Source organism: Aeromonas sp. 600724 (assembly GCF_049175135.1).
Lineage (GTDB): Bacteria > Pseudomonadota > Gammaproteobacteria > Enterobacterales > Aeromonadaceae > Aeromonas > Aeromonas veronii_A.
This window is the reverse complement of record NZ_JAAKUM010000016.1, coordinates 41,541-67,289: the sequence shown is the minus strand read 5'-3', so window position 1 is coordinate 67,289 and position 25,749 is coordinate 41,541. Positions and strand designations below refer to the sequence as shown.

Sequence of the window (25,749 nt, the reverse complement as noted above, 5' to 3'; positions counted from 1 at the left end):
TGGGTGAAGATTAAGCGGTTTTTTGCCAAGGACATGCGAACGGCTCTGGCCGAGGTCAAGGAGACGCTCGGGCCTGACGCTGTCATCATGTCCAACAAGAAGGTCACCGGAGGGGTAGAGATAGTCGCCGCAGTCGATTATCAATCCCAGGTTCCGGGGCCCAAAGATGCGCCGGTTCGCCGTCAGCTGAACGATGAGAGTGTCAATATTTCGTCTGCTGCTCGGCAGATGACCCGCCCCGAGCCCACAAAGGTTCAGGAACAGAACGAACATTATGCCGATACCCTGGCAGCCTTGCTGGCGCGCCAGCAGAAGCTCAAGCCGGGCAATGGGGCGCCAATGGGCAATACCCAATCGGCCGGTCTGGCCGCTGCCAATGCAGCGCCCAGAACATTGGCCGAGCAGGGGCAATGGGGCGCCGCCCCGGAACCTGTCAAGCCCAAAGCCCGGGTTGCCTCCGCCCAGCGTTCTTCTCAACCTGCTCAGCGGGATCAGGAGATGGAGGGGATGCGCAAGGAGATGGCCAGTATCCGCAAATTGCTGGAGCACCAGATCTCCGGTCTGATGTGGCAGGAAGTTGAGCGACGTGAGCCGATGCGGGCTCTGCTGATCAAGGAGCTCAAAAAGATGGGCTTTGACGATGCGTTTGCCGATCAACTGGCGGGGCTGATCCCTGAAGACATGCCCATCCATCAGGCGATGGCCCAGTTGGCGGAAGTGTTGACGGCTCAGCTCAAGATCAGCGAGGACGAGATTTTACGTCAGGGGGGCGCCGTTGCCCTGCTGGGGCCGACCGGGGTGGGCAAGACCACCACCATCGCCAAATTAGCCGCCCGTTTTGCCATGAAGTATGGTGCCGAGCAGGTGGCCCTTATCACCACTGACAACTACCGGATCGGTGCTCATGAGCAATTACAGACTTATGGCCGGATCATGGGCTGTCCGGTACGTCAGGTGCGTGATGCCGAAGAGCTGGCCAATGCCCTCTATCAGTTCCGCCACCGTCGGCTGGTATTGATCGATACGGCAGGCGTGGGGCAGCGGGATATCCGGCTGACCGAGCAGCTCGATACCCTGGTCAAGAATGCCAAGGTGAGGATCCGCAGCTATCTGGTGATGTCGGCAACCTCCCAGCGTCGGGTAATGCAGGAAGCGGTTGACCATTTCCGGCGCATTCCCTTGAGCGGCTGCATACTTACAAAGTTGGATGAGAGTCTGAATCTGGGCGAAGTAATTAACGTGTGTATCCAGAATGCCTTGCCTATCAGTTACATCACGGATGGGCAGCGGGTTCCGGAAGATATTCAGGTTGCCAATGCGGCGCAGCTTGTCGGCGCGGCCATGGGCTCGCTGGAGCGAGAAACAGAAGAGCCCTATTTCTGGGGCACAGGCTTTGGCGAGGCCGAAGATTCGGAGTTTTATGAGTAACATGTATATGGATCAGGCGAGTGGTCTGCGCAAAATGCGTCAAAACAATCGAGTAAAAGTGATCGCCGTTTCCGGTGGTAAAGGTGGCGTGGGCAAGACCAACGTGACCCTGAACGTGGCCGGAGCCATGGCGGCCCAAGGCAAACGGGTAATGGTGCTGGATGCTGACCTTGGTCTGGCCAACGTCGACGTCATGCTGGGGCTGCGGGTTCATCGCAATCTCTCTCACGTGCTGGCAGGTGAGTGCACTATCGACGACATTATCGTTGAGGGACCGTATGGCATGATGATTGTGCCTGCAACCTCGGGGACCCAGTCCATGGTCGAGCTTTCACCGGTACAACATGCCGGACTGATCCGCGCCTTCAGCGAGATGAAGACCCAGGTCGATATTCTGATGGTGGATACGGCGGCGGGGATCTCGGACATGGTGTTGAGTTTCACCCGTGCTGCGCAGGACATCATGGTGGTGGTGTGTGACGAGCCGACTTCCATTACCGATGCCTATGCCCTCATCAAGATCCTCTCCAAAGAGCACGGTGTATTTCGCTTCAAGGTAGTGGCAAATATGGTGCGCAGCCTGCGTGAAGGGCAGGAGCTTTTTGCCAAGCTGACCCGGGTAACCGATCGTTTCCTCGATACGTCACTGGAACTGGTTGCCTGCGTGCCTTATGACACCAATCTGCGTGCCGCCGTGCGCAAGCAGAAACTGATTGTCGAGGCGTTTCCCAAGTCGCCGGCGGCTTTGGCTTTCCGCGCATTGGCCAACAAAGCAGCTAGCTGGCCGGTACCAAACCAGCCTGGCGGTCATCTGGAGTTTTTCCTGGAGAATCTGTTGCAGACTCAGGCCACCACACAGGAAGGTTCCCGTGAATAAAGCCCAAGCGTACTTGCGTCATCAGGATTCCTATCTGCTGGTAGAGCGCCATGCTCCACTGGTCAAGCGGATAGCCCAGCATTTGCTGGCTCGCCTGCCAAGCAGTGTCTTGCTGGATGACCTGATACAGGCAGGTATGATTGGGCTGCTCGAAGCGTCACGGAACTTTGATGGTAGCAAGGGAGCCAGTTTCGAGACCTATGCCGGGATCCGTATCCGTGGTGCCATGCTGGATGAGATCCGGCGTGGTGATTGGGTGCCCCGTTCCGTGCATCGAAACAGCAGAGCGATTGCCGAAGCGATCGAAAATGTGGAGCAAGCCAATGGACGGGATGCTCGCGACGCGGAAGTCGCAGCGCAAATGGGGGTCTCTCTCGCTGATTATCATGTCATGCTGCAGGATGTCTCCTGTGGCAAGATCATCGGTATCGAGGATCTGGGGGTCAGTGAGGATGTGATCGGTAACCCTGATGAAGCTCCGTCAGGCTCGGGGTTTGATGAACTGGCCACAGAACGATTTCAAATTCAACTGTCGGAGCAAATTGGTCGCTTACCGGAGAGAGAAGCCCTGGTTCTCTCTCTTTACTACGATGAAGAGCTGAATTTACGTGAAATTGGCGAGGTTTTGAATGTGAGTGAGTCGCGCGTGAGTCAGATACATAGTCAGGCAATGCACAGACTACGAGCTCGTTTGAGAGATTGGCATCTATAAGTGTTTGTACTGGCTACACTGAGATGAAACTCTAAGGCATAATCCGCATGACACAACCCGTTTTTAGCATCATGTAAGTGAGCCACTGAGGTGGCTATTGAGGAGGGAATTTTGGACAAGAACATGAAAATCCTCATTGTTGACGATTTTTCAACGATGCGCCGGATTATCAAGAACTTGCTTCGCGACCTTGGGTTCAACAATACCCATGAAGCGGATGACGGCAACACAGCATTGCCGATGCTGAAAAATGGTGATTTCCAGTTTGTGGTTACCGACTGGAACATGCCAGGCATGCAAGGTATCGACCTGCTGAAAGCCATTCGTGTCGATGAAAAGCTCAAGCATCTGCCGGTACTGATGGTGACGGCAGAAGCCAAACGCGAGCAGATCATCGAAGCCGCGCAAGCCGGCGTTAACGGTTATATCGTCAAGCCTTTCACTGCAGCAACGCTCAAAGAAAAACTCGACAAAATTTTTGAACGCCTTGGCTAAGGAGCAGCAGGGATGATGGCCAAAACGAAAGCAATGATTTCGCTCGACCAGGCAAGGATGCTTGTTGCTCATCTGGAGCAAGGTGAATTCGAGCTGGCCGATGAACTGCTTGCCAATGTATGTGCCCCCAACGCAGCCGATCTGTTTGAAAAAGTTGGTCAGCTGACCCGACAACTGCATAACTCACTTCAAGAATTTCGTCTCGACCCCCGAATTCCCGATTTGGCCACCCATGACATTCCCGATGCGAGGGAGCGCCTCAATTACGTCATAGATATGACCGACAAGGCTGCTAATCGCACCATGGATGCGGTAGAGGCCAGTCTGCCAATAGCGGATCGCCTGAATGATAATATCCAGCTGGTGATGCCCAACTGGAATGCACTGATGTCCAGAGATATGAGCGTGGGGCAGTTTAAGTCCTTATGCCATCAACTTGATGATTTCATTAAGGCTTCTGAGTCAGATGCCGATAAGTTACGACAACTGCTGACAGAAATTCTGATGGCACAAGACTTTCAGGATTTGACAGGCCAGATGATCCGCAAGGTCATAAAACTGGTTCAGGAAGTTGAAACAAAATTAATAGAAATGCTGACTATGTTTGGTGAGGCTGCAGCTGAGCATTCAACTCGTACTCTCCCTGTGAATGGGATTGAAGCCGAAGGCCCAATCATGAATCCAGAGGCGCGTGCCGATGTAGTCAATGGTCAGGATGATGTGGACGATCTGCTGTCTAGCTTGGGATTCTAATGGAGTGACGCATGGCCTTCGAAGTTGATGAAGACATACTGCAAGACTTTCTGGTCGAAGCATCCGAAATATTGGAACAGTTGTCTGAGCAACTGGTCGACTTGGAAAAGCGGCCTGATGACAAGAATCTGTTAAATGCCATCTTTCGCGGTTTCCATACAGTAAAAGGTGGTGCCGGTTTCCTGTCTTTGGGGGAGTTGGTTGACGTATGCCACGGCGCTGAAAACGTATTTGATATCTTGCGTAATGGCAAGCGAACCGTGACTGCCGAACTGATGGACGTGATCCTGCAAGCGCTGGACGCCATAAACGTCATGTTCGCCCAAGTACAAAACCGTGAAGCGCCAAGTCCTGCGTCTGATGATCTGCTCCATGACCTCCACGAGTTGTGCAAGCCTGAAGGAGAAGAGCAACTCCGAACCGCGACAAGTGGCGCTATTGCCATGGAGCAGGAGGCTGTCACTCCTGTTGTTGAGGTTGTCTCCGACCCCGAGGTTGTTGAACCGATAAACCAGGCCAGCGATCCTGCTCCTGTTAACGGGGGCGGATCCATAGACGAGATTTCAGCTGATGAATTCGAGCGTCTGCTGGATGAGCTGCATGGCGTGGGGGGCACACCAACCAAGAGTGCGGCAGGAGCGACTGTTGCTGGCGAATCTGGCGATATAACCGATGATGAGTTTGAGGCCTTGCTGGATCAACTCCATGGTCAGGGACAGCACATGGGGGCGCCAGAGGTGAATCCTCTGAAGTCGGTGCAAAAAGAGGTGGACGAGCTTATCGATGATGATGAGTTTGAACGCCTGCTTGATGAATTGCATGGTCGTGGCCAAGGTCCTCAGAGTAGTATGGCACCTGCCGCACCTGCCGCACCTGCCGCACCTGCCGCACCTGCCGCGCCTGCCGCGGTGACTGCGCCCAAACCGACAACACCTGTAGCCAAACCTGTACAGGCTGACCCCGCAAAACCTGCCGAAGCAGCCAAGGCATCAGCGCCTGCCGCCAAGGCTACGCCAGCTCCTGCCGAAAACAGTGCAGTGCAAAGCGATACGACGGTGCGGGTGGATACCAAGACCCTTGATGTCATTATGAACATGGTAGGTGAGTTGGTACTGGTTCGTAACCGGCTGGTGAGTCTGGGTATTGCCAGTAATGATGAAGAGATGTCAAAGGCGGTTGCCAATCTGGATGTGGTAACGGCTGACCTGCAAGGTGCGGTGATGAAAACCCGCATGCAGCCAATCAAGAAGGTATTTGGTCGTTTCCCGCGCGTGGTGCGTGATCTGGCCAGAACCCTCAAAAAAGAGATTGAGCTGGTGATGGTTGGGGAAGAGACCGACCTCGACAAAAACCTGGTGGAGGCGCTCGCCGATCCTCTTGTTCACCTTGTTCGCAACTCCTGCGATCACGGGGTCGAAATGCCGGATGTGCGAGAGAAAGCGGGCAAGCCGCGGCAAGGGACGATCACCCTTAGCGCCTCCCAGCAAGGCGATCATATCCTGCTTTGCATTGAGGATGATGGCGCCGGGATGGACCCGGAAAAACTCAAGTCTATTGCGATCAGCCGCGGTGTGCTGGATGCAGATACTGCCGCGCGCATGAGTGATAACGATGCCTATAACCTGATCTTTGCCCCCGGATTTTCGACCAAGTCCGAGATCTCCGATATCTCTGGCCGTGGTGTCGGAATGGATGTGGTCAAAACCAGTATTGTCAGCCTCAATGGGTCAGTGCACATCGATTCTACCTGGGGTAAAGGCACCCGTCTCGAAATCAAGGTTCCGTTGACGCTAGCCATTCTGCCGACCCTGATGGTTGAAGTGGGTGAGCAGACCTTCGCGCTTCCCCTTGGTTGTGTGAACGAGATTTTCCATCTGGATCTGAAGAAGGCCAATATGGTCGATGGTCAGCTCACCATCATTGTGCGTGATAAGGCGATTCCCCTCTTTTATCTACACAAGTGGTTGATCCGTGGTACCAACAAGCGCTCACGTCAGGATACCGGGCATGTGGTGATCGTGCAGATTGGCACTCAGCAAATCGGGTTTGTGGTCGACAGCTTGATTGGTCAAGAAGAGGTGGTGATCAAGCCGCTCGATAATCTGCTGCAAGGCACCCCTGGCATGGCCGGGGCGACCATTACCAGTGATGGTGGAATTGCCCTTATTCTGGATGTGCCGAGTCTGCTCAAAGCATATGCGCGTAGACATTAATCGCTCAGGCCCAAGGAGTTAGAAAAACAACAATGGCAGTCAAGGTATTAGTTGTCGACGATTCGAGCTTCTTTCGCCGTCGGGTGAGCGAGATCATCAATCAGGATCCCATGCTGACGGTGATTGATACGGCCCAGAATGGACGTGAGGCGGTGGACAAGGCCATGTCGCTGCGCCCTGATGTGATCACCATGGACATCGAGATGCCCGTGATGGATGGTATCAGTGCAGTGCGGGAGATAATGGCCAAGTGCCCAACTCCCATTCTGATGTTCTCCTCACTGACACATGAAGGCGCCAAGGCAACGCTGGATGCACTGGACGCCGGTGCTCTTGACTTCTTGCCCAAAAAATTTGAAGACATTGCCAGAGACAAGGACGAGGCGGTCAGACTGTTGCAACAACGGGTGAAGGAGATTTCCCGCAAGCGCTTCCTGATGACATCCGCTGCTCGCCCCAAAGCATCTGAACCGGTTCGTCCGCTAGGTAGCACAGCCGCCAGAGCTCCTGAGCGTCAGTCTGAGCTGCAACGCACTGTACCAAGTGCCTCATTCAAGCGAAGTGGCAAGAGTTATCAGTTGGTGGCGATCGGGACTTCTACCGGCGGCCCGGTAGCCTTGCAAAATGTGCTGACCAAGTTGCCGGGGGATTTTCCTCACCCAATCTTGCTTATCCAGCATATGCCAGCCACCTTCACCGCAGCTTTTGCTGCCCGTCTGAACGGATTATGCCAGATAGGTGTCAAGGAGGCCGAGGATGGAGACGTCCTCAAACCGGGCCATGCCTACCTGGCTCCCGGTGGCAAGCAGATGCTGTTGGAGGGTCGTGGTGCAGGCGCCCGTATTCGCATCGTTGATGGCAACGACAAGGTAAATTACAAGCCTTGCGTGGACATTACCTTTGCCTCTGCGGCCAAGACCTATGCCGACAAGGTATTGGCGATTGTGCTAACCGGTATGGGGGCTGATGGCCGTGATGGTGCCAGACTGCTGAAAGAGCAGGGCTCTACAATCTGGGCTCAGGATGAGGCTTCCTGCGTGGTATATGGCATGCCTCAAGCGGTTGCAAAGGCAGGTATTGCCAGTGAATCACTTCCTCTGGACAAGGTGGCCCAGCGTATTCTGGTTGAGTTGGGGCGCTAATCATGGGCTTGCTCGGTCTGCTCCTCGCACTGGGGGCTATTGCTATTGCCCAGCTGTGGCATGGTGGCTCCCTGTTGACGTTGTTGGACGGGCCTGCTTTTCTCATTGTTCTTGGCGGTACAGTTGGTGCCGTTACATTGCAGACCCCTGCCAAGTTTGTTTTGCTGGCATTGCGCCAGTGTCTATGGATTTTCAATCCGCCACGGCAGGATCTCTCTGCCCAGGCTGAACGGCTACAATCCTGGGCTGCCTTTGCACGCCAGCAGGGGCTGCTGGCCCTCGAAAATCAGGCTGAGCAGGAGGAGGACCATTTTACCCGCCAAGGGTTGAACATGATTGTCGATGGTGTCTCCACGGAGGATATTCGCATGTTGCTCGAAGCCGATATCGATATCGAGCAGGAGCGTAATGAACATGCGGCCCGGGTGTTCGAAGCCATGGGGGGATATAGTCCGACTATCGGGATTATCGGCGCTGTCTTGGGCCTTATCCAGGCCATGTTTCATCTTGAAGAGCCATCTGCTCTGGGGGCTGGCATCGCAGTGGCATTTGTGGCAACCATCTATGGTGTCGGGTTTGCCAACCTGATCTATCTACCGATAGCCAACCGGTTGCGAGCGTTTCACTATCACTATGCACTGTTTCAGGAGATGACCCTGGAAGGGCTGTTAGCCATTGCCCATGGTGAGAATGGTTTACAGGTTGAACGTCGGCTCAGGGCCTATTTGAAAGGAGAGTAGCCATGCGCAAGCGCTATCGTTTGCACTTGCAGGGGCGTGAACACCTTGACCGCTGGCTGGTCTCCTATGCCGATTACATGACGCTGATATTTGCTCTGTTTGTGGTGCTCTACTCTGTTGCGCTGGTGAACAAGGACAAATATCGTGCGGTGATAGATGGCATGAGTCAGGCGTTCAGTGTCATGCAGTCTCGCAGTGATGGTCTGCTGGAGGGGCAGGGCAATTCACTGTTGGAGAATGCTGTTTCTGCCTCCCCCTCGTTGCTGGAAAGCGCAACGTCCCCCTCTCCTTCACTTGCCCCCATTTCTGGTGTCCCTGTGCTGCAAGATGGCACGACACTTGCCAAACTTGATATGCAGTTGCAAGAGAGCATGGGGTCACTGGTGGATGCCGGGATAGTCAAAATGACGCAAGACGAGAACTGGCTGACTGTGGAACTCAGTTCAGGTCTGCTGTTTGGCAGTGGTAGCGCCTTTATGGGACCGAATGCTGCACCGGTAATCAATACTCTTTCAAGTATTCTCAAACCGGTCGATAACTATGTAAGGGTTCGGGGATATACAGATAACCAACAGATAAATAATGAAATTTATCGTTCTAATTGGGCGCTTTCTGCTGCGAGGGCCGAAGCGGTGCTCAATGGCTTGATTGCTGATGGCATCGCACCCCAGCGTCTGGCATTTGAGGCATATGGCGAGTTTTCCCCTTTTGCCGATAACAGCACCGAGCAAGGCCGGCTGCAAAATCGCAAGGTCGTGGTCGCAATCTCCAAATTCGCCTGGGTGCCGCCAGCTCCTGTGTCGGTAAAGCCCCCGGTGGTTGCCGAGCCGGTTCCTGCGGTGCAGCAGGCGGTGGATGCTGGAGAGATAAAGGTTATCTCTTTGCCCGGTGGCGGCATACGTATAACAACAAGGCAGGATTGATACAGTGATTGTTTGGACGGTTGCCAACCAGAAAGGTGGTGTGGGTAAAACCACCACAGTGGTCTCGCTTGCCGGGATCCTGGCCCAGCGTGGTCAGCGAGTGCTGTTGATTGACACCGACCCTCACGCCTCGCTGACTGCATATCTTGATTTTGATTCAGATCGTCTGGATGGAACCCTCTATGAGTTGTTTCAAGCTGTCAAACCGACAGCCGAGCTTGTCAATAAACTGACGCTCAAGACCAAGTTCGAGAATATCAATTTACTACCCGCATCTATTACCCTGGCGACTCTTGATCGGGTAATGGGAAATCGTGAGGGAATGGGGCTGGTGCTGAAGCGGGCGCTGCTGCGCATTCAGGATCAATATGATTATGTGCTGATCGACTGCCCGCCTGTGCTTGGGGTGATGATGGTCAATGCGCTGGCTGCCTGCGATCGTATTCTTGTGCCGGTTCAGACCGAGTTTCTCGCTCTCAAAGGGTTGGAGCGGATGATGAAGACATTCGAGATCATGCAGCGTTCCAAGCGTGACAAGTTCCGTTATACCGTGATCCCGACTATGTTCGACAAGCGTACCCGGGCCTCACTGATGACCTTGAAATCGATCAAGGATCAATATGGTGAATCGGTGTGGAATGCGGTGATCCCTATTGATACCAAGTTTCGGGATGCCAGCTTGTTGCACATCCCTCCATCCATTTATTCCCCCGGGAGTCGTGGTACCTATGCCTATGAGACGCTGCTCAACCATCTTGATGCCCTTGAACGGCAACGGGTTCATGAGGTGACGGCATGAGAGATACCATTCAAGTACGGGCAATGGATGACTATTTCCACTCCCTGCTGCTCGATGAGCCGCTGGTCATGGATGAGGTGGAAGACGTTCAATCCGCCCCTGTTTTACAGTTGCAACATCAGCCCCAGAGTGTCCCCGAGGTGGTCGCTGCACCTTATTTGGAAAGCGATCCACGGCTTGCCCAGCTCGGTGAGCTATTGGCTCAGGTGGGACAAGTTCAGTTTGAAAATGATGCCTTCACTCAGGAGGTGACACTGACGGCCCCATTGGAGATTGTGGCCGAGGAGTCATTGTTGCCGGTTGAGCCTGAATGGCCTGAGGAGGTGCTGCTGCCCGAAGTTGCAGAGCCCCACACCACCATCTTGACTGAAACTGCGTTGGAGGTTGCTCCGGTAGAAGCAACTGAACCTGTCACTTGGGAGAATATCGATACCGGTAAAGAGTTTCAGGCCCTCTTTTTTGAAGTCGCGGGCGTGACGTTTGCGGTGCCGTTGACCGAGCTTGGTGGTATTCACCAGCTGGGCGAGATCACCTCCCTGTTTGGCCAGCCGGGCTGGTACAAGGGGATCATGACCTCCCGCGAGCAGAAGATGAATGTGGTCGATACCGCCCAGTGGGTCATGCCGGGTCAGCATCTCGAGATGGATGATTACAAGTATCTGATTATGCTGGGTGAATCCCCTTGGGGGCTGGCTTGTCATCATCTCAAAGGGACTGAATTGTTACACCGTGACCAGGTTAAATGGCGCCATCAGGAGGGCAAGCGCCCTTGGTTGGCGGGCATGGTCAAAGAAAAAATGTGTGCCCTGTTACACGTTCGTGAACTGCTCTTGTTGCTGGAGCGTGGGGTTAACATAGAAGGTCGCTGATAACTTCTGCAATCGAGCTGTTTTATTGCTAGTTTTAGCAGTAGACGTTTTCATAAAAGGAATAAAAACATGACAGAAAAGCGCAATATCGCACAGAATCTGGCCGAAGATGAAGTGCTGCAATGGGTAACCTTCCAGCTGGAAAACGAAACCTACGGCATCAATGTGATGCAGGTTCAGGAGGTGTTGCGCTACACCGAAATTGCACCGGTGCCGGGGGCGCCTGAGTACGTACTGGGGATCATCAACCTGCGTGGCAATGTGGTGACTGTCATCGATACCCGTTCCCGTTTCGGTCTGCCTTCCGGTGATGTGAGCGAAAATTCCCGTATTGTTATCATCGAGGCCGAGAAGCAGGTGATTGGCATCATGGTCGACAGCGTGGCAGAAGTGGTATATCTGAAATCTTCCGAAATCGATGCTGCTCCAGCTGTAGGTACCGAAGAGAGCGCCAAGTTTATTCAGGGGGTGAGCAACCGCGATGGGCAACTGCTGATCCTGGTTGACTTGAACAAGCTGCTCTCCGATGAAGAGTGGGAAGATATCGGTTCCCTCTGATAAGTAAGGTGATGTTTTGATAATCGAGATGGTTGCCTTGGGGATGTCCCTGATTGCCTTGGCGTTTGCCTCTTATATCTGGTTCAAGAGCAAGCGTAGCAAGCAGGAGTCCGAGGCTAGTGTGGCTACGCTGCAAGGTCAGTTGGAAAGCTTGCGCAAGCAGATGATGGAGCTTCATACCGGCGCCATCGGCATGGGACAGCGGTTACAGTCGGTAGAAGGGGCGATGCAGCAGGTCAATGAACGCCAGCAAGAATTGACCATGCAGGATCCCGAGCGACGGCTTTACAGTCGAGCGGCCAAGATGGTCGAACTGGGCGCCGACCTTGATGAGGTCATGAGTGAGTGTGAGTTGCCAAAGGCAGAAGCCGAGCTCTTGATATCGTTGCGAAAAGGCCGCTCTTGATGATTCAGGAAGGCAACTTGCCTTCCTGAATTTTTTCTGTTGCATGTATGGCGCTCTTTCATGGAGCGCCATGTACAGTGATCGAGAAGAATAGTTATTTGCTAATACTGGTTTGTTATGAGGTTTCCAGTTTGATCTATTTGGATGCCTTTGATTGTCATCATTTTCCACGCCTATTTTTCCTTGTGCGCGATCTTCTCCACAAAAACAGTGGATGAAGGGCATCTTGGAAAAGACGTATTCCAATACTGTGTTAAGATGCAAGCCGCTTCATTTTCTCTGAAAAAATCTCCATGCTGCTTCAAGTTAACAATCTGAGCTGCGTGCGTGAAGATCGCACTCTGTTTGAACATCTCTCCTTTGCGGTAGTTCCCGGTGATCTGGTGCAAATTGAAGGTCCCAACGGGGTTGGCAAGACCAGCCTGCTGCGTCTGCTGACTGGCCTGTCTCAGCCGTTTTCCGGTGAAGTGTGCTGGAATGGTGAAAATATTCGCCATTGCCGTGATGAGTACCATGCCAATCTGCTCTATCTCGGTCATCAGCCCGGGGTCAAAGCTGCCTTGACTCCGCTCGAAAATCTCGCCTTTTACCAGAAGCTGCATCATGTATCCCGGCAGACAGTGGATTTGTGGCAGGTGCTTGCCCAGGTTGGGTTGGCCGGTTTTGAAGAGAACCCGACCGGACAGCTCTCGGCAGGTCAACAGCGTCGGGTGGCTCTGGCCAGGCTCTGGCTCAGTGACAAACCGGCTCTCTGGATCTTGGATGAGCCTTTTACCGCCATTGATAAGCAGGGGGTCAAGGTGCTGGAGAGGTTGTTTCTGGCTCATGCCGAGCGGGGGGGGATGGTGATCCTCACCACTCATCAGGATATGACGCTGATGCAGGGTCGACTGAAAACACTCTCGCTTACGCCCTTGCTGCAGGAGTAGTTTCGATGTTGCGTGCCGTCATGTATTTGATCCACCGCGAGTTATTGATGGCCCTGCGCCAGCGTGCAGATATTCTTAACCCGCTCTGGTTTTTCCTTATTGTCATCACCCTGTTCCCACTCGGTATCGGCCCTGAGCCCAAGTTGTTGGCTCGCATTGCTCCCGGCATCATCTGGGTGGCAGCCTTGCTGGCGGCCATGCTGTCGCTGGAGCGACTGTTTCGCGACGACTTTGGCGACGGTTCGTTGGAGCAGATCATGTTGATGCCCCATTCACTCGGGTTGCTGGCGCTGGCCAAAGTGATTGCTCACTGGTTACTGACTGGATTGCCGCTGCTGCTGATTTCGCCCTTGCTGGCAATTTTGCTATCGCTGGATATGAACAGTTATCTGGCGGTAGTCGCCACTCTGGCACTCGGCACACCGGTGCTGAGCCTGCTCGGTGCAGTCGGGGTTGCCCTGACGGTCGGGTTGCGCAAGGGCGGAGTGCTGCTCAGTCTGCTTATCCTGCCGCTCTATATTCCGGTACTGATTTTTGCCACCTCTGCAATTGATGCGGCGGGGATGGGCTTGCCCTATGGCGGACAGCTTGCCATTCTGGCCGCCATGCTGGTTGGTGCCCTGACGCTGACGCCGTTGGCCGTTTCGGCCGCATTGAGGGTCAGTCTTAACTGATGATCTATTGGTAGAACGCAACATGGTTTCGCATGGGGCATTCTTTTCCAGAAATAAAGTTGCGATGGATCAAGCGGATTGCCGCTTATTGCTTTCGAGGTATTTGATGTTACCCCGAGGTCAGTATGTTAGGCCTCGCCAAACAATTAATAACAAAAAGGTTTGTGAGTTATGTGGAAATGGTTGCACCCTTACGCTAAACCCGAACGGGCCTATCGGCTGGCTGGGACCCTGTTGCCCTGGTTTGCTGTGATAAGTCTGCTATCGTTCATCATCGGCACTGTCTGGGGACTGGCTTTTGCACCCGCCGATTATCAGCAGGGTGACTCCTTCCGGATCATCTATATCCATGTTCCTTCCGCCATTCTTTCGATGGGGGCCTACTCCACCATGGCAGTTGCCGCCTTTATCGGGCTGGTATGGCAACTGCGGATGGCGGACATGACGGTGGCGGCTATCGCACCTGTCGGCGCTGTGTTCACTTTTATTGCACTGTTTACCGGTGCCGCCTGGGGCAAGCCCATGTGGGGAACCTGGTGGGTGTGGGATGCACGGCTCACCTCTGAGCTGATCCTGCTGTTTCTCTATCTCGGCGTGATTGCCCTCTACAACGCCTTCAGTGACAAGGTGGTTGCTGGCCGTGCTGCCGGCATTCTGGCACTGGTGGGGGTGATCAACCTCCCCATCATTCACTACTCGGTGGAGTGGTGGAACACCTTGCACCAGGGGGCCACTATCACCAAGTTTGACAAACCCTCCATCTCTCCCGAGATGCTTTGGCCACTGCTCATCATGATCTTGGCGTTTGTTGCCTTTCTCGGGGCCCTTACCCTGATGCGTTTTCGAAACGAGCTCTTGATGCGGGAGTGGCATCGTCCCTGGGTTCAAGAGATTGCCGAACAGGAGAAGTAAGCATGCACTTTGCCTCATTCAGTGACTTTTTGGCGATGGGCGGTTACGCCTTCTACGTCTGGCTCTCCTTCGGTCTGACCCTGCTCTGTCTGGTCGGTATCATCATTTCTACCCGCATGAAAACCCGTCGTCTGTTTAATGAGTTACGCAGCAAGCAGGCACGCGAGAGCCGTCGCAAGGCGGCCCGGCAGATGGAGAACACCCTATGAACCCGAGACGCAAAAAACGCCTCACCATCATTCTGGCCATCACCCTGGGCCTCGCCACCGTGAGCGGCCTGGTGCTTTACGCCCTCAGTCAGAATATCGACCTCTTCTATACCCCGAGCGAGCTGGTGGAAGGGAAGGGGCCGGACAAGATCAAACCGGAAGAGGGGCAGCGCCTGCGCATTGGTGGTCTGGTGGTCCCCGGCACTGTCAAGCGCGATCCGAACAGCCTCAAGGTTAGCTTCAACCTGATCGACAATGGTGGTCATCAGGTGATGGTGCAATTTGATGGCATCCTGCCGGATCTGTTCCGCGAGGGGCAGGGGATTGTGGCGCAAGGAACTCTCAAGGATGCCACCACGGTCGAAGCGTTCGAGGTACTGGCCAAACACGATGAAAACTACATGCCGCCAGAAGTGGCCGATGCCACCAGTGGCATGCACTTCAAACCTGAATACACCGATGCGCAGTTGAAGGGGAATAAGCCATGATCCCGGAATTAGGACAGTTTGCGCTGATCCTGGCCTTTGCCACCTCCCTGTTGCTGGGTAGCTATCCGCTGCTTGGCGCAAGTCGGGGGCGTCTTGGCATGATGTCGGCGGCTCGTCCGCTCGCCTATGCCCAGTTTTTGTTGCTGCTGCTGTCGTTTCTCTGCCTGACCTGGGCCTTTATCGATAACGACTTTACCGTGCAGTATGTGGCCACTAACTCCAACAGCTTGCTGCCGCTCGCCTATCGTATCTCGGCGGTGTGGGGGGCCCACGAAGGTTCCCTGCTGCTGTGGGTACTGACCCTAGGTGGCTGGACTGCGGCGGTAGCCATGTTCAGCCGCCGTCTGCCGCTCGATGCGGTGGCGCGGGTGCTCGGCGTGTTGGGGCTGATCTCGGTCGGTTTCACCGCCTTCGTGCTGTTCACCTCTGATCCCTTCACCCGCACCTTGCCCTATTTTCCGGTCGATGGCCGTGACCTCAATCCGCTGCTGCAGGATCCGGGTCTCATCTTCCATCCGCCGATGCTCTACATGGGTTATGTAGGATTCTCGGTGGCATTTGCCTTCGCCATAGCCTCATTGATGACCGGTCGTCTTGATGCAACCTGGGCCCGCTGGTCGCGCCCCTGGACCATGGCGGCCTGGGTATTCCTGACCCTCGGCATAGTGCTGGGCTCCTGGTGGGCCTACTACGAGCTCGGTTGGGGCGGCTGGTGGTTCTGGGATCCGGTAGAAAATGCCTCCTTCATGCCCTGGTTGGCGGGTACCGCTCTGCTGCATTCGCTGGCGGTGAGCGAGAAGCGCGCCACCTTCAAGGCGTGGACCGTGCTGCTGGCCCTTTCGGCCTTCTCGCTGAGCCTGCTCGGTACCTTCCTAGTGCGCTCCGGCGTGCTGGTGTCGGTGCATGCGTTTGCCTCCGACCCGACCCGCGGCCTGTTTATTCTCGGCTTCCTGCTGGCGGTGATCGGTTCATCCTTGCTGCTGTTTGCCTTTAAAGGTTCGCAGGTGAAAAGCCACGGCAAGCATGAGCTGTGGAGTCGCGAAACCCTGCTGCTTTGTAACAACATCATGCTGGTGGCTGGCCTGCTGACTGTGCTGCTTGGCACCTTGCTGCCGCTGGTGCACAAGGAGCTGGGGCTGGGGAGCATCTCTATCGGTACTCCCTTCTTCAACCATATCTACAGTTGGCTGATCATTCCGTTTGCCCTGCTGCTGGGGGTTGGTCCGCTGTTTCGCTGGCGCCGCCAGGAGCTTGGCGAGCTCAAGGGCAAGGTGATTCTTGCGCTGGTGCTGAGCCTGGCAGCAGCCCTGCTGTTGCCGCTGATCTTTGCCGAAACCTTCAAGCCGTGGGCTGCGGTGGGGATTGGTCTGGGGGCCTGGGTCATCGTTACCAGCCTGCAGGAGACCTGGGTGCGCGCGACCCACAAGCACAGCTTTGCGGTCGGTGTGCGCAAGCTTGGCAACAGTCACTGGGCTATGATCCTTGGCCATGTGGGGCTGGCAGTCAGCATCATAGGTATCGCCTGCACCCAGAACTACAGCATCGAGAAGGATCTGCGGATGCAGGCGGGTGATCGGGTGCACTTTGCCGATTACGAGTTCGTTTTTGCCGGGATCAAAGAGAAGAACGGCCCCAACTACGATGGCTTCAAGGGCGTGCTGGAAGTGCACAAAAATGGCAAGCAGGTCGCCCTGCTCAAGCCCGAGAAGCGGATGTACACAGTGACCCGGATGCCGATGACCGAAGCGGCCATCGATGCCGGTTTCACGCGAGATCTTTATGCGGCCCTTGGCGAGCAGCTAGACAACAATGCCTGGGCAGTGAGGATCTACTACAAGCCGTTCGTGCGCTGGATCTGGTTCGGCGGCGTCTTTATGGCTATCGGTGGCGTGCTGGCGATGCTCGACAAGCGTTACCGTTTCGGCCGTCGTGAGGAGGAAGCCAAGGCATGAACAAAAAGGTCTGGTTGTTTTTAATTCCCTTTATCGTTTTTTTGCTGGGGGCTGTGTTCCTGTTCAAGGGGCTCTACTCCGATCCCACCAAGCTCGAATCCGTGATGGTGGGCAAGGAGGTACCGGTGTTTACCCTGCAGGACATTTACGATCTGAACAAACAGCACGATCGCAGTATCCTGACCGGTCGCCCCATGCTGCTCAACGTCTGGGCCACCTGGTGCCCGACCTGCTACGGCGAGCACACCTACCTCAAACAGTTGGCAGGGCAGGGCATTCCCATCATCGGCATGAACTACAAGGATGAGCGCGACAAGGCGATCAAATGGCTGGCGGAGCTGGGCAACCCCTATCTGGTCAATCTCTATGATCCGGACGGCATGCTGGGACTGGATCTTGGGGTGTACGGCGCGCCGGAGACCTTCTTTATCGACAGCAAGGGGATCATCCGTTATCGCCACGTGGGGGATATCAATCCCGAGAACTGGGTGTCGACCCTCAAACCCATCTTTGATGCCATGAAGTGAGGGGCGTGCTGATGAGAGTATTTATTGCTTCCCTGCTGCTGTTGCTGGAATGGGTGGTACAAACGCCGGTCATGGCTGCTATCGATGTCTACACCTTCGACAACGACAATCAGGAGCAGGTCTTTCGCGAACTGACCAAAGAGCTGCGCTGCCCCAAGTGCCAGAACCAGGATATCGCCGATTCCAATGCGGGGCTGGCCAAGGACTTGCGCGACAAGACCTACCAGATGGTGCGCGAGGGTAAGGATAAAGAGGAGATCGTGGACTATATGGTTGCCCGCTATGGCAACTTTATTCTCTATAACCCGCCCCTGATGGCATCGACCCTGATCCTCTGGCTTGGCCCGCTGTTAGTGATCGTTATCGGCATCGGCGTGGTGGTGATACGTAGCCGACGCTCTGCGGCAACGTCAGAGCCTGTGGAAAGCACCCTGAGCGATGAAGAGCAGCGTCGCCTGGCCGAGCTGCTCAAAGAGGAAGAGAAACAATGACCGCCTTTTGGATTGTGATTGCGGCCCTGCTGGTGCTGGTGAGTCTGGCTCTGGTGTTACCGTTGTGGCGCAGTGAGGGAAACCAGAGCATCAGTCGCTCGGCGCTCAACAAACAGCTCTATCGTCAGCGCTTGCTAGAGATTGGCGAGGAGCGAGAGCAGGGTGTGCTTGCCGAGGAGCCCGAATCGCTGGTCGAGTTGCAGCGCAGCCTCTTGGATGATATTCCCGATGTGGAGCAGACAGCCCGCAGTGGCAAGAGTCTGAGCTGGATCCCAGGTGTGCTGGTGCTGGTGGTGGTGAGCCTGGGTATCTACTACAAGCTGGGTTCATGGCAGGAGGTGAGCCGCTGGCAGGATGCCAGCAACCGTCTTGGTGAGCTCAGCAACCGGATTCTTGTGGAGCGTGATGCCCAGGTAACCGAGCAGGATCTGCTGGACTTCACGCTGGCACTGCGTACCCGCCTAAAGGATGAACCGAACGACTACCGCGGCTGGTTGCTGCTCGGACGTTTGGCGCTGGATGGCAATGATCCCGAGATGGCCAACGATGCGCTGTCGCGTGCCTACAAGCTTGCTCCCCAGAAATCGCTGGTGGCGGTGCCCTATGCCCAAGCGCTGATGATGACGGGGGAGGAGGTGCAGGCCGATGCACTGCTGCGTGCAGCCATCGCGCAGGAGCCTGATAATATCGAGGCGCGCTCCGTCTATGCCTTTATGGCGCTGCAGAAAGAGGACTTCCAGACCGCGCTGTCTCGCTGGCAGGCGATGTTGCCCTTGATGGAAAAAGGCTCTCCCCGTTATGTGATGGTTGAGCGCTCCATGGAGTATGCCCGCACGCAGCTCAAGCAGCGTGGCATAGAGGTGACGAATTCAGGCGCAGCCAAAACGGGAACAGAGCAGGTAAAGCAGTCTGACGTTAATGAGGGAGAGTTCCCCATCCACATCACGCTGGCTGCGGGCATCCAGATGCCGGAAGATGCTCACCTCTTCGTCTTTGCCGTGGTGCCCAACGGACCACCCATGCCCATCGCGGTGAAACGTATCGCTGGGCCAACCCTGCCTGTCACCCTTTCACTGGGGGATGGTGACGCCATGATGGAGGGCAGCAAGCTGGAAGCGTATCCAGAACTGCAGTTCAAGGCGCGTCTCTCGCGTGGTGGCAATGTGATGAACAAGGAAGGAGCCTTCGAAGGGGTATCCGTGCCGGTCAAGACGGCCGAGATCCCTGCTGCTCCGATTGACATCCGCATCGATCACGCCCTCTAATATGCCTTTGGATAACCCGGCTCCTGGATAGGGGCCGGGTTATCTATACTTCTGATAAATCAAAATAAAACGTCAGGACAATCATATGTATCTTCGTTCAGGGGCCATACTGGCAGCCCTCTTGCTGGCTGGCTGTGCCGGTGGTCCACCCAAGCCTGGCCCAGAGAGTCTGGATCTCAATCCCGGCATGAATAATCCGGGCGCAACCAGTACGGCGGCCGATCCGCGCGATCCCTTCCAGGGGGCCAACCGGGCCATGTGGGCGGTCAACTATGATGTGCTGGAGCCCTATGTAGCACGTCCTGTGGTACATGCTTACGCTCGCTATATTCCGGTGGGGGTGAAGGATGGCATTGCCAACTTTGTTGCCAACTTTGATGAGCCAAGCAGCATGGTGAACCATCTGATCACCGGTGATTTGAAGGGGGCAGGGACCAACCTGGGGCGCTTTACCCTCAACACCACCGTCGGTCTGTTGGGTATCTTCGATGTGGCCAAACATGCCGGCCTCGAGCGCAACAAGCTGGAGATGGACACAGTGCTGGGCAGGGCCGATATCGGTAATGGTGCCTACATCATGGTGCCTGTTTACGGTCCGACCACCACTCGGGAGCTGGTTGGTGACACCATTGACACCATCTACTTCCCCTATGCCTTGCTGACTATCCCGTTAAGGGTTACTCATTGGGTTCTGGATGGCTTGGGCAATCGCGCCAAGCTGATCGATCAGGAGCGGATCATCGACAACTCCCTCGACCCCTATGCGCTAACCAAGGACTTCTACCTGCAATATAACCAGGGCAAGGTGACGGGCAAGCAGACCGAGCTGAAAGCGTCTCAGCAAGAGCAGGCCGACGATGCCAATCTGGATGAATACATGGACGAGCTGGACCAGTAAACTGGCTATCTCGATATGTAAAAGGCGCCTGCGGGCGCCTCTTTCATTTACGCAGCCATCTAGATATAAAAAAACGCCCCGCAGTGCGGGGCGTTTTGGCAAGCGAGGCTGATTAGGCAGCCAAGTTCTTGGCCACGAATTCCCAGTTAACCAGAGCCCAGAAGGTTTCCATGTACTTCGGACGCAGGTTGCGGAAGTCGATGTAGTAGGCGTGCTCCCACAGGTCAACGGTCAGCAGCGGGGTGGTACCGGCTTCAGTCAGCGGGCAGCCAGCGTTGGAGGTGTTGACGATAGCCAGAGAGCCGTCAGCTTTTTTCACCAGCCAAGTCCAGCTGGAACCGAAGTTGCCGATGGCTGATTTGGTGAAGGCATCTTTGAACTCGGCGAAGGAGCCGAATGCCTTGTTGATAGCATCAGCCAGGGCGCCAGTCGGCTCGCCACCGCCATTCGGGGAGAGGCAGTGCCAGTAGAAGGTGTGGTTCCAGATCTGGGCGGCGTTGTTGAAGATGCCGCCGTTGGAGGTCTTGATGATCTCTTCCAGAGACTTGCCTTCAAACTCGGTACCCGGCACCAGATTGTTCAGGTTGACCACGTAGGTGTTGTGGTGCTTGCCGTGGTGATATTCCAGAGTTTCCTGGGAGATGTGCGGTTCCAGAGCGTTGATTGCATAGGGCAGAGCGGGAAGTTCGAATGCCATTTTCTACTCTCCATTGGCTGGACCGTGCGAAGGCGACGGTTGCAAGACATTGCGTACTCTTTTCTATATGTGAAAAGAGTTGTTTTTAAAATGATGGGGCTGGGTAGCCCAAAGCCAAGGGATTGTAGCAGTATCAAAGATGGCCTAACAACTCTTGATTGGCGCCATGATCGCGATCAATCCTGTGTGGGTTCTTTGCACAATTCGAGCCGGGTCACCCCTTTGTCAGTTTGTGCTCGGGCAAGATTGCAGTAGAATGGCCGCCGAAATCGCTCTAGTGAGGCACCTATGGAAACTATTGAAAAGATTAAGCAGCAGCTGGCTGACAACCCCATCATCATCTACATGAAGGGCTCCCCCAAGCTACCCAGCTGTGGCTTCTCTGCCCAGGCCTCCCAGGCTCTGATGTCCTGCGGCGAGCCGTTTGCCTACGTTGATATCCTGCAGAATCCGGATATCCGCGCCGAATTGCCAAAATTCGCCAACTGGCCGACCTTCCCGCAACTGTGGGTTGAAGGTGAGCTGATCGGTGGCTGTGACATCATGATCGAGATGTTCCAGGCTGGCGAGTTGCAGGCTCTGATCAAAGAGACTGCTGCCAAGTACAAGAAAGATGATGCAGCAGCCGAGTAATCGGTCCTGTGTTGTCGATAGGGAGCCACATCGGCTCCTTTTTTATTATCCCGGTTCTGGCAGGCAAGCAACTGATTGCCGGTTGCAAAAAGCAACGCGTTCGCCCTGAAAAATCTAATCTTTGCCGCTTTGTTTTGGAGTTGTTAATCATATTGATTTTCCAATCTGCGATTACTTTTTTTAATCATTTTGGATTCAAGTGTTGCTGCCATCACATTTTTTGATAATTTCACCGTAACGCAGTCTCTTTGTAGATTTTTTTGTGTTTATGCTCACATTAATTGCAAGTGATAGAACCTAGTATCGCTTCGCCCAGTGAAATAAAACCCTACAAATTAATAAATAAAAAGAGATTTGCGATGAAGATGTATAGCAATCTGCCCATTGGTCTTCATGATATTACCGAAGCCAAAAAAAGACTGACCAACCATATATACAAGACCGCGCAATTACCCTCTAACTACATCAGCGAACGTTGCCATGGCGAGGTTTACCTCAAGCTTGAAAACATGCAACGTACAGGCTCTTTTAAAATTCGCGGTGCCTTCAACAAACTCAGTTCATTAAGTCTGGAGGATCGTCAAAAAGGTGTTGTCGCCTGCTCTGCCGGTAATCACGCGCAGGGGGTATCTTTGTCCAGTGCCATGCTGGGAATTGATGCCAAGGTGGTCATGCCTTGCTGCGCACCCAAATCAAAAATTGCTGCAACCAGCGATTATTCGGCGGAAGTTATTCTGCATGGCAATAGTTTCAATGACACCATTGCCAAAGTCAGCGAAATCGTGGAGATGGAAGGCCGCGTATTTATCCCCCCCTTTGACGATGCAAAAGTGATTGCCGGCCAGGGAACCATCGGCCTGGAAATTATCGAAGATTTGTATGATGTCGATAACATCATAGTGCCGATTGGCGGTGGTGGTCTGATTGCCGGTGTCGCCATGGCCATCAAATCCATCAACCCGACTATCCGGGTGATTGGCGTGCAGTCGGAGAATGTCCACGGCATGGCGGCTTCATACTACGCAGGCACCATTACCAATCACAGAACCAGCAGTACGCTGGCCGATGGCTGTGACGTGGCAAGACCCGGCACCCTGACCTTCGAAATCGTCAAACAATTGGTGGATGATATTGTACTGGTCACCGAGGATGATATTCGTCACAGCATGGTTGACCTTATTCAGCGCAACAAGGTGATTACCGAAGGGGCGGGAGCTCTGGCCTCGGCAGCGCTGCTGAGCGGCAAACTCAAACATTATGTCGAAGGCAAAAAAACCGTCAGTATTATTTCTGGTGGCAATATTGACCTGACCCGGATCACCGAAATTATCGAACAGAACAATATTCGTCAATTTAGCCTGTAAGGAATGCAGTCATGATATTAGACAGTGTTGTCACCGGCAGTAAAGAGAATACACGTGTATGGCGTAAATCGGATACCACATGGGGATTAGGTCTGTTTGGTACAGCGATCGGTGCAGGTGTTCTATTTTTCCCTATTCGGGCCGGATATGGTGGCCTGATACCTATATTAATCATGTTGGTGCTGGCTTACCCTATTGCATTTTATTGCCACAGGGCGTTGGCCAGATTATGTCTTTCTGGCAGCAATCCATCGGCAAATATTACCGAGACCGTTGAAGAACATTTTGGCAAAATGGGTGGGGTAGTGATTACCTTCCTCTATTTCTTTGCCATCTGCCCACTGCTGTGGATATATGGTGTGACGATCACCAATACCTTTATGGCATTCTGGGAGCATCAACTGCAAATGGCGCCGCTTAATCGGGGTGTTGTCGCCCTTGGGCTGCTGCTATTGATGGCATTTGTGATCTATTTTGGTAAGGATCTGATGGTTCGCGTAATGAGCTATCTGGTATTTCCTTTCATCGCCAGCCTAGTGGTCATCTCTCTCTCCCTCGTTCCGTACTGGAATAGTGCCGTCTTTGATCAGGTCAACCTTAGCGAGATATCCATGTTCGGTCACGATGGTATTCTGGTCACCGTCTGGCTGGGGATCTCCATCATGGTTTTCTCCTTCAACTTCTCGCCGATTGTCTCCTCTTTCATCGTCTCCAAGCGGGAAGAGTATGAGCAGGAGTTCGGTCGTGATTTTACCGAGAAGCGCTGCTCGAAGATTATCTCCGGTGCCAGCATGCTGATGGTGGCCGTGGTGATGTTCTTTGCCTTCAGCTGCCTGTTTACCCTGTCGCCGCAAAATATGGCGGAAGCCAAGGCCCAGAATATTCCGGTGCTCTCCTATCTGGCCAACCACTTCTCCTCGATGACGGGCAGCAAGTCTGCGTTTGCCACCACTCTGGAGTATGCGGCGTCCATTATCGCGCTGGTTGCTATCTTCAAATCCTTCTTCGGCCACTATCTGGGGACGCTGGAAGGGTTGAACGGCCTTATCCTCCGCTTTGGCTACCAGGGCGACAAGAGCAAGGTTTCCAGTAAAAAACTCAATATGGTCAGTATGTTGTTCATCATGGGCTCCACCTGGCTGGTCGCTTATGTGAACCCCAACATCCTCGACCTGATTGAGGCAATGGGGGCGCCGATCATCGCTTCCCTGCTCTGTCTGCTGCCGATGTATGCCGTCAACAAGACACCGGCACTGGCAAAATATAAAGGTCAGGCCAGCAACCTGTTTGTCACCATCATAGGTGTGCTGACCATCCTGAATATTGTTTCCAAGCTGTTCTGAAAACCTTTTCTGCAAGTCATCAGCCATTCAGATCCCCTTGGCGGGGTCTGCATGGCGTAGTCAGAAGCGCGCAATAACCGGTTCTTGGTTGGCCCAATTATTTGGGCCGAGGGCAAGGCTATCCGTTATTTGGCCACTAAACACAGTGGTAAATATGTTCTGACAGCAGTGACTCGACAGCATAAATATCGAGGCGATGTAATGAAGTTTGATTCGTTGGTTCTGGTTATCAATTGCGGCTCTTCATCGGTCAAATTCTCGGTACTGGATAGTAAAACCTGCGAGGTGGTGATATCCGGTATGGCGGATGGTATTGAGACGGCCCATCCCCAATTGCAAGTGGGTAAAGAGCCCGCAATGTCATTAGCTGAAAATAACCACACCTGTGCATTGGCTGCCATCGCGGCGGAATTGAAAAAACGGGATCTGCTGGATGCCATTGCACTGGTGGGTCATCGCATTGCTCATGGTGGCAGTGAATTTAGCGAAGCCGTGATCATTGATGAACATGTATTGGCCAAAATAAAGCAGGTGTCACCCTTGGCTCCCCTGCACAATCACGCCAATTTGAGTGGTGTGATGGCGGCTCGTCAGCTATTTCCCACACAACCCCAAATTGCGGTATTTGATACCGGTTTTCACCAGACCCTGAAGCCGGAAGCCTATATCTATGGGCTGCCTTACCAATATCTGCAGGATTATGGCGTGCGCCGCTATGGCTTCCATGGCACCTCCCATCGCTATGTCGCCGAGCAGGCGGTCTCCTTCCTTGGGTTGAATGGCCACGATGCCGGTCTGGTCATTGCTCATCTGGGTAATGGCGCCTCTGTTTGCGCAGTACAGGATGGCAAGAGCGTCGATACCTCGATGGGGATGACGCCGCTGGAGGGGCTGATCATGGGCAGCCGCAGCGGTGATATCGATTTTGGCGCGCTGGCCTATATCGCCAGCAAGACGGGGCAATCCATCGATGATATCGAGCGGGTATTGAACAAGCAGTCCGGCCTGCTGGGTATTTCGGGGCTCTCCTCCGATATGCGGGTATTGGAAGCTGCCTATCACGAAGGACATCCCGGGGCAAAATTGGCCATTCACGCTTTTGTCCATCGTATTGCCCGCCATATCGGCGGCCATGCCACCTCATTGCGCCGGCTGGATGCCGTTATTTTCACCGGCGGGATCGGCGAGAACTCGGCCTTTATCAGAAAGCTGGTATGCGAACGACTTCAGGTATTTGGCGTAGCGATCAGTGAGCCGTTTAACCAGCGTCCCAATAGCGAGGGCTGCCGGGTGATTTCGGCGGCAGAGTCCATGGTGCTGGCGGCGGTTATTCCCACCAATGAAGAGAAAATGATCGCACTGGATGCCATTCGTCTGGGGCAGCTGGTTCGTCAGGCCGAGTGCGTCTGACATCTTCCACTGTAGTGTCATGAGTAGTGAATGAGGTTTATT

At 54.2% G+C, this 25,749-nt stretch carries 28 protein-coding genes; 27 read left to right on the top strand and 1 reads right to left on the bottom strand.

Translation table 11 applies throughout. From position 1 onward, the window contains the following. Positions 1-3 precede the first annotated feature (3 nt). The 23 genes from flhF to G5168_RS15405 all read left to right on the top strand — a co-directional run bounded on the left by flhF (position 4) and on the right by G5168_RS15405 (position 20,260). Positions 4-1,428 (top strand): flagellar biosynthesis protein FlhF, encoded by a 1,425-nt coding sequence (gene flhF, locus G5168_RS15515; RefSeq protein WP_227341085.1) that lies wholly within the window; start codon positions 4-6, stop codon positions 1,426-1,428. A gap of 34 nt (positions 1,429-1,462) precedes the next feature. After that, on the top strand, positions 1,463-2,305 hold the full coding sequence (locus G5168_RS15510; RefSeq protein WP_408082997.1) for a MinD/ParA family protein: 843 nt from the start codon (positions 1,463-1,465) through the stop codon (positions 2,303-2,305). Next, positions 2,298-3,017: an RNA polymerase sigma factor FliA gene (locus G5168_RS15505; protein ID WP_216951804.1), complete on the top strand. Its 720-nt coding sequence runs from the start codon at positions 2,298-2,300 to the stop codon at positions 3,015-3,017. Before G5168_RS15510 ends, G5168_RS15505 begins: the two co-directional genes overlap by 8 nt. Positions 3,018-3,128: 111 nt before the next feature. After that, positions 3,129-3,512, top strand: a complete 384-nt coding sequence (gene cheY, locus G5168_RS15500) for a chemotaxis response regulator CheY (protein ID WP_041234108.1) — start codon at positions 3,129-3,131, stop codon at positions 3,510-3,512. Between the two features lie 12 nt (positions 3,513-3,524). Further along, on the top strand, positions 3,525-4,265 hold the full coding sequence (locus G5168_RS15495; protein WP_216951803.1) for a protein phosphatase CheZ: 741 nt from the start codon (positions 3,525-3,527) through the stop codon (positions 4,263-4,265). A gap of 11 nt (positions 4,266-4,276) precedes the next feature. Beyond that, positions 4,277-6,478, top strand: a complete 2,202-nt coding sequence (locus tag G5168_RS15490) for a chemotaxis protein CheA (protein ID WP_421252432.1) — start codon at positions 4,277-4,279, stop codon at positions 6,476-6,478. Positions 6,479-6,510: 32 nt separating this feature from the next. Continuing rightward, positions 6,511-7,620 carry a protein-glutamate methylesterase/protein-glutamine glutaminase gene (locus G5168_RS15485; protein WP_266134061.1) on the top strand — a complete coding sequence of 370 codons (1,110 nt, stop codon included), beginning with the start codon at positions 6,511-6,513 and terminating at the stop codon, positions 7,618-7,620. A 2-nt stretch (positions 7,621-7,622) separates the two neighbouring features. Next, on the top strand, positions 7,623-8,360 hold the full coding sequence (locus G5168_RS15480) for a flagellar motor protein (protein ID WP_227341082.1): 738 nt from the start codon (positions 7,623-7,625) through the stop codon (positions 8,358-8,360). Positions 8,361-8,362: 2 nt separating this feature from the next. After that, positions 8,363-9,283, top strand: coding sequence for a flagellar motor protein MotB (locus G5168_RS15475; RefSeq protein WP_421172546.1), 921 nt, complete (start codon positions 8,363-8,365; stop codon positions 9,281-9,283). 4 nt (positions 9,284-9,287) lie between these two features. Further along, positions 9,288-10,082: a ParA family protein gene (locus G5168_RS15470; RefSeq protein ID WP_266134059.1), complete on the top strand. Its 795-nt coding sequence runs from the start codon at positions 9,288-9,290 to the stop codon at positions 10,080-10,082. Next, positions 10,079-10,951 (top strand): chemotaxis protein CheW, encoded by an 873-nt coding sequence (locus tag G5168_RS15465; RefSeq protein ID WP_421172547.1) that lies wholly within the window; start codon positions 10,079-10,081, stop codon positions 10,949-10,951. The genes G5168_RS15470 and G5168_RS15465 overlap by 4 nt, the downstream gene beginning before the upstream one ends. Positions 10,952-11,020: 69 nt before the next feature. Further along, entirely contained in the window at positions 11,021-11,509 is a 489-nt protein-coding gene (locus G5168_RS15460) for a chemotaxis protein CheW (RefSeq protein ID WP_005343991.1), read from the top strand. A 28-nt stretch (positions 11,510-11,537) separates the two neighbouring features. Continuing rightward, positions 11,538-11,915 carry a DUF2802 domain-containing protein gene (locus G5168_RS15455; RefSeq protein WP_005334692.1) on the top strand — a complete coding sequence of 126 codons (378 nt, stop codon included), beginning with the start codon at positions 11,538-11,540 and terminating at the stop codon, positions 11,913-11,915. Between the two features lie 293 nt (positions 11,916-12,208). Further along, positions 12,209-12,844, top strand: coding sequence for a cytochrome c biogenesis heme-transporting ATPase CcmA (gene ccmA / locus G5168_RS15450; RefSeq protein ID WP_216951798.1), 636 nt, complete (start codon positions 12,209-12,211; stop codon positions 12,842-12,844). Between the two features lie 5 nt (positions 12,845-12,849). Further along, entirely contained in the window at positions 12,850-13,518 is a 669-nt protein-coding gene (gene ccmB / locus G5168_RS15445) for a heme exporter protein CcmB (protein ID WP_216951797.1), read from the top strand. A gap of 171 nt (positions 13,519-13,689) precedes the next feature. After that, a complete protein-coding gene (locus tag G5168_RS15440; RefSeq protein WP_216951796.1) occupies positions 13,690-14,430 on the top strand; it encodes a heme ABC transporter permease in 741 nt (246 codons plus the stop codon). A 2-nt stretch (positions 14,431-14,432) separates the two neighbouring features. Next, positions 14,433-14,639: a heme exporter protein CcmD gene (gene ccmD, locus G5168_RS15435; protein WP_216951795.1), complete on the top strand. Its 207-nt coding sequence runs from the start codon at positions 14,433-14,435 to the stop codon at positions 14,637-14,639. Then, positions 14,636-15,127, top strand: a complete 492-nt coding sequence (gene ccmE, locus G5168_RS15430) for a cytochrome c maturation protein CcmE (RefSeq protein ID WP_005344003.1) — start codon at positions 14,636-14,638, stop codon at positions 15,125-15,127. The genes ccmD and ccmE overlap by 4 nt, the downstream gene beginning before the upstream one ends. After that, positions 15,124-17,079 (top strand): heme lyase CcmF/NrfE family subunit, encoded by a 1,956-nt coding sequence (locus G5168_RS15425; protein WP_216951794.1) that lies wholly within the window; start codon positions 15,124-15,126, stop codon positions 17,077-17,079. The genes ccmE and G5168_RS15425 overlap by 4 nt, the downstream gene beginning before the upstream one ends. Then, entirely contained in the window at positions 17,076-17,606 is a 531-nt protein-coding gene (locus G5168_RS15420; RefSeq protein ID WP_227341077.1) for a DsbE family thiol:disulfide interchange protein, read from the top strand. Before G5168_RS15425 ends, G5168_RS15420 begins: the two co-directional genes overlap by 4 nt. 11 nt (positions 17,607-17,617) lie before the next feature. After that, positions 17,618-18,097 carry a cytochrome c-type biogenesis protein gene (locus G5168_RS15415; protein ID WP_421252431.1) on the top strand — a complete coding sequence of 160 codons (480 nt, stop codon included), beginning with the start codon at positions 17,618-17,620 and terminating at the stop codon, positions 18,095-18,097. Next, entirely contained in the window at positions 18,094-19,362 is a 1,269-nt protein-coding gene (ccmI, locus tag G5168_RS15410; protein WP_421206223.1) for a c-type cytochrome biogenesis protein CcmI, read from the top strand. The genes G5168_RS15415 and ccmI overlap by 4 nt, the downstream gene beginning before the upstream one ends. Positions 19,363-19,447: 85 nt before the next feature. Then, positions 19,448-20,260 carry an MlaA family lipoprotein gene (locus tag G5168_RS15405; RefSeq protein WP_021229893.1) on the top strand — a complete coding sequence of 271 codons (813 nt, stop codon included), beginning with the start codon at positions 19,448-19,450 and terminating at the stop codon, positions 20,258-20,260. 112 nt (positions 20,261-20,372) lie between these two features. Here the strand turns inward: G5168_RS15405 and sodB are convergent, their stop codons facing one another. Further along, complete coding sequence (gene sodB, locus G5168_RS15400; RefSeq protein ID WP_005334664.1) at positions 20,373-20,957, bottom strand: superoxide dismutase [Fe]; 585 nt, start codon at positions 20,955-20,957, stop codon at positions 20,373-20,375. 288 nt (positions 20,958-21,245) lie between these two features. Here sodB and G5168_RS15395 point away from each other — a divergent pair, with 288 nt between their 5' ends. The 4 genes from G5168_RS15395 (at position 21,246) to tdcD (ending at position 25,707) form a co-directional block, all read left to right on the top strand. Then, a complete protein-coding gene (locus G5168_RS15395) occupies positions 21,246-21,590 on the top strand; it encodes a Grx4 family monothiol glutaredoxin (RefSeq protein ID WP_005353650.1) in 345 nt (114 codons plus the stop codon). Between the two features lie 359 nt (positions 21,591-21,949). Then, positions 21,950-22,954 carry a bifunctional threonine ammonia-lyase/L-serine ammonia-lyase TdcB gene (gene tdcB, locus G5168_RS15390; protein ID WP_216951789.1) on the top strand — a complete coding sequence of 335 codons (1,005 nt, stop codon included), beginning with the start codon at positions 21,950-21,952 and terminating at the stop codon, positions 22,952-22,954. An 11-nt stretch (positions 22,955-22,965) separates the two neighbouring features. Next, positions 22,966-24,297: a threonine/serine transporter TdcC gene (tdcC, locus tag G5168_RS15385; RefSeq protein ID WP_323912690.1), complete on the top strand. Its 1,332-nt coding sequence runs from the start codon at positions 22,966-22,968 to the stop codon at positions 24,295-24,297. Between the two features lie 201 nt (positions 24,298-24,498). Further along, complete coding sequence (tdcD, locus tag G5168_RS15380; RefSeq protein WP_421252430.1) at positions 24,499-25,707, top strand: propionate kinase; 1,209 nt, start codon at positions 24,499-24,501, stop codon at positions 25,705-25,707. The last annotated feature ends 42 nt before the right edge of the window (positions 25,708-25,749 follow it).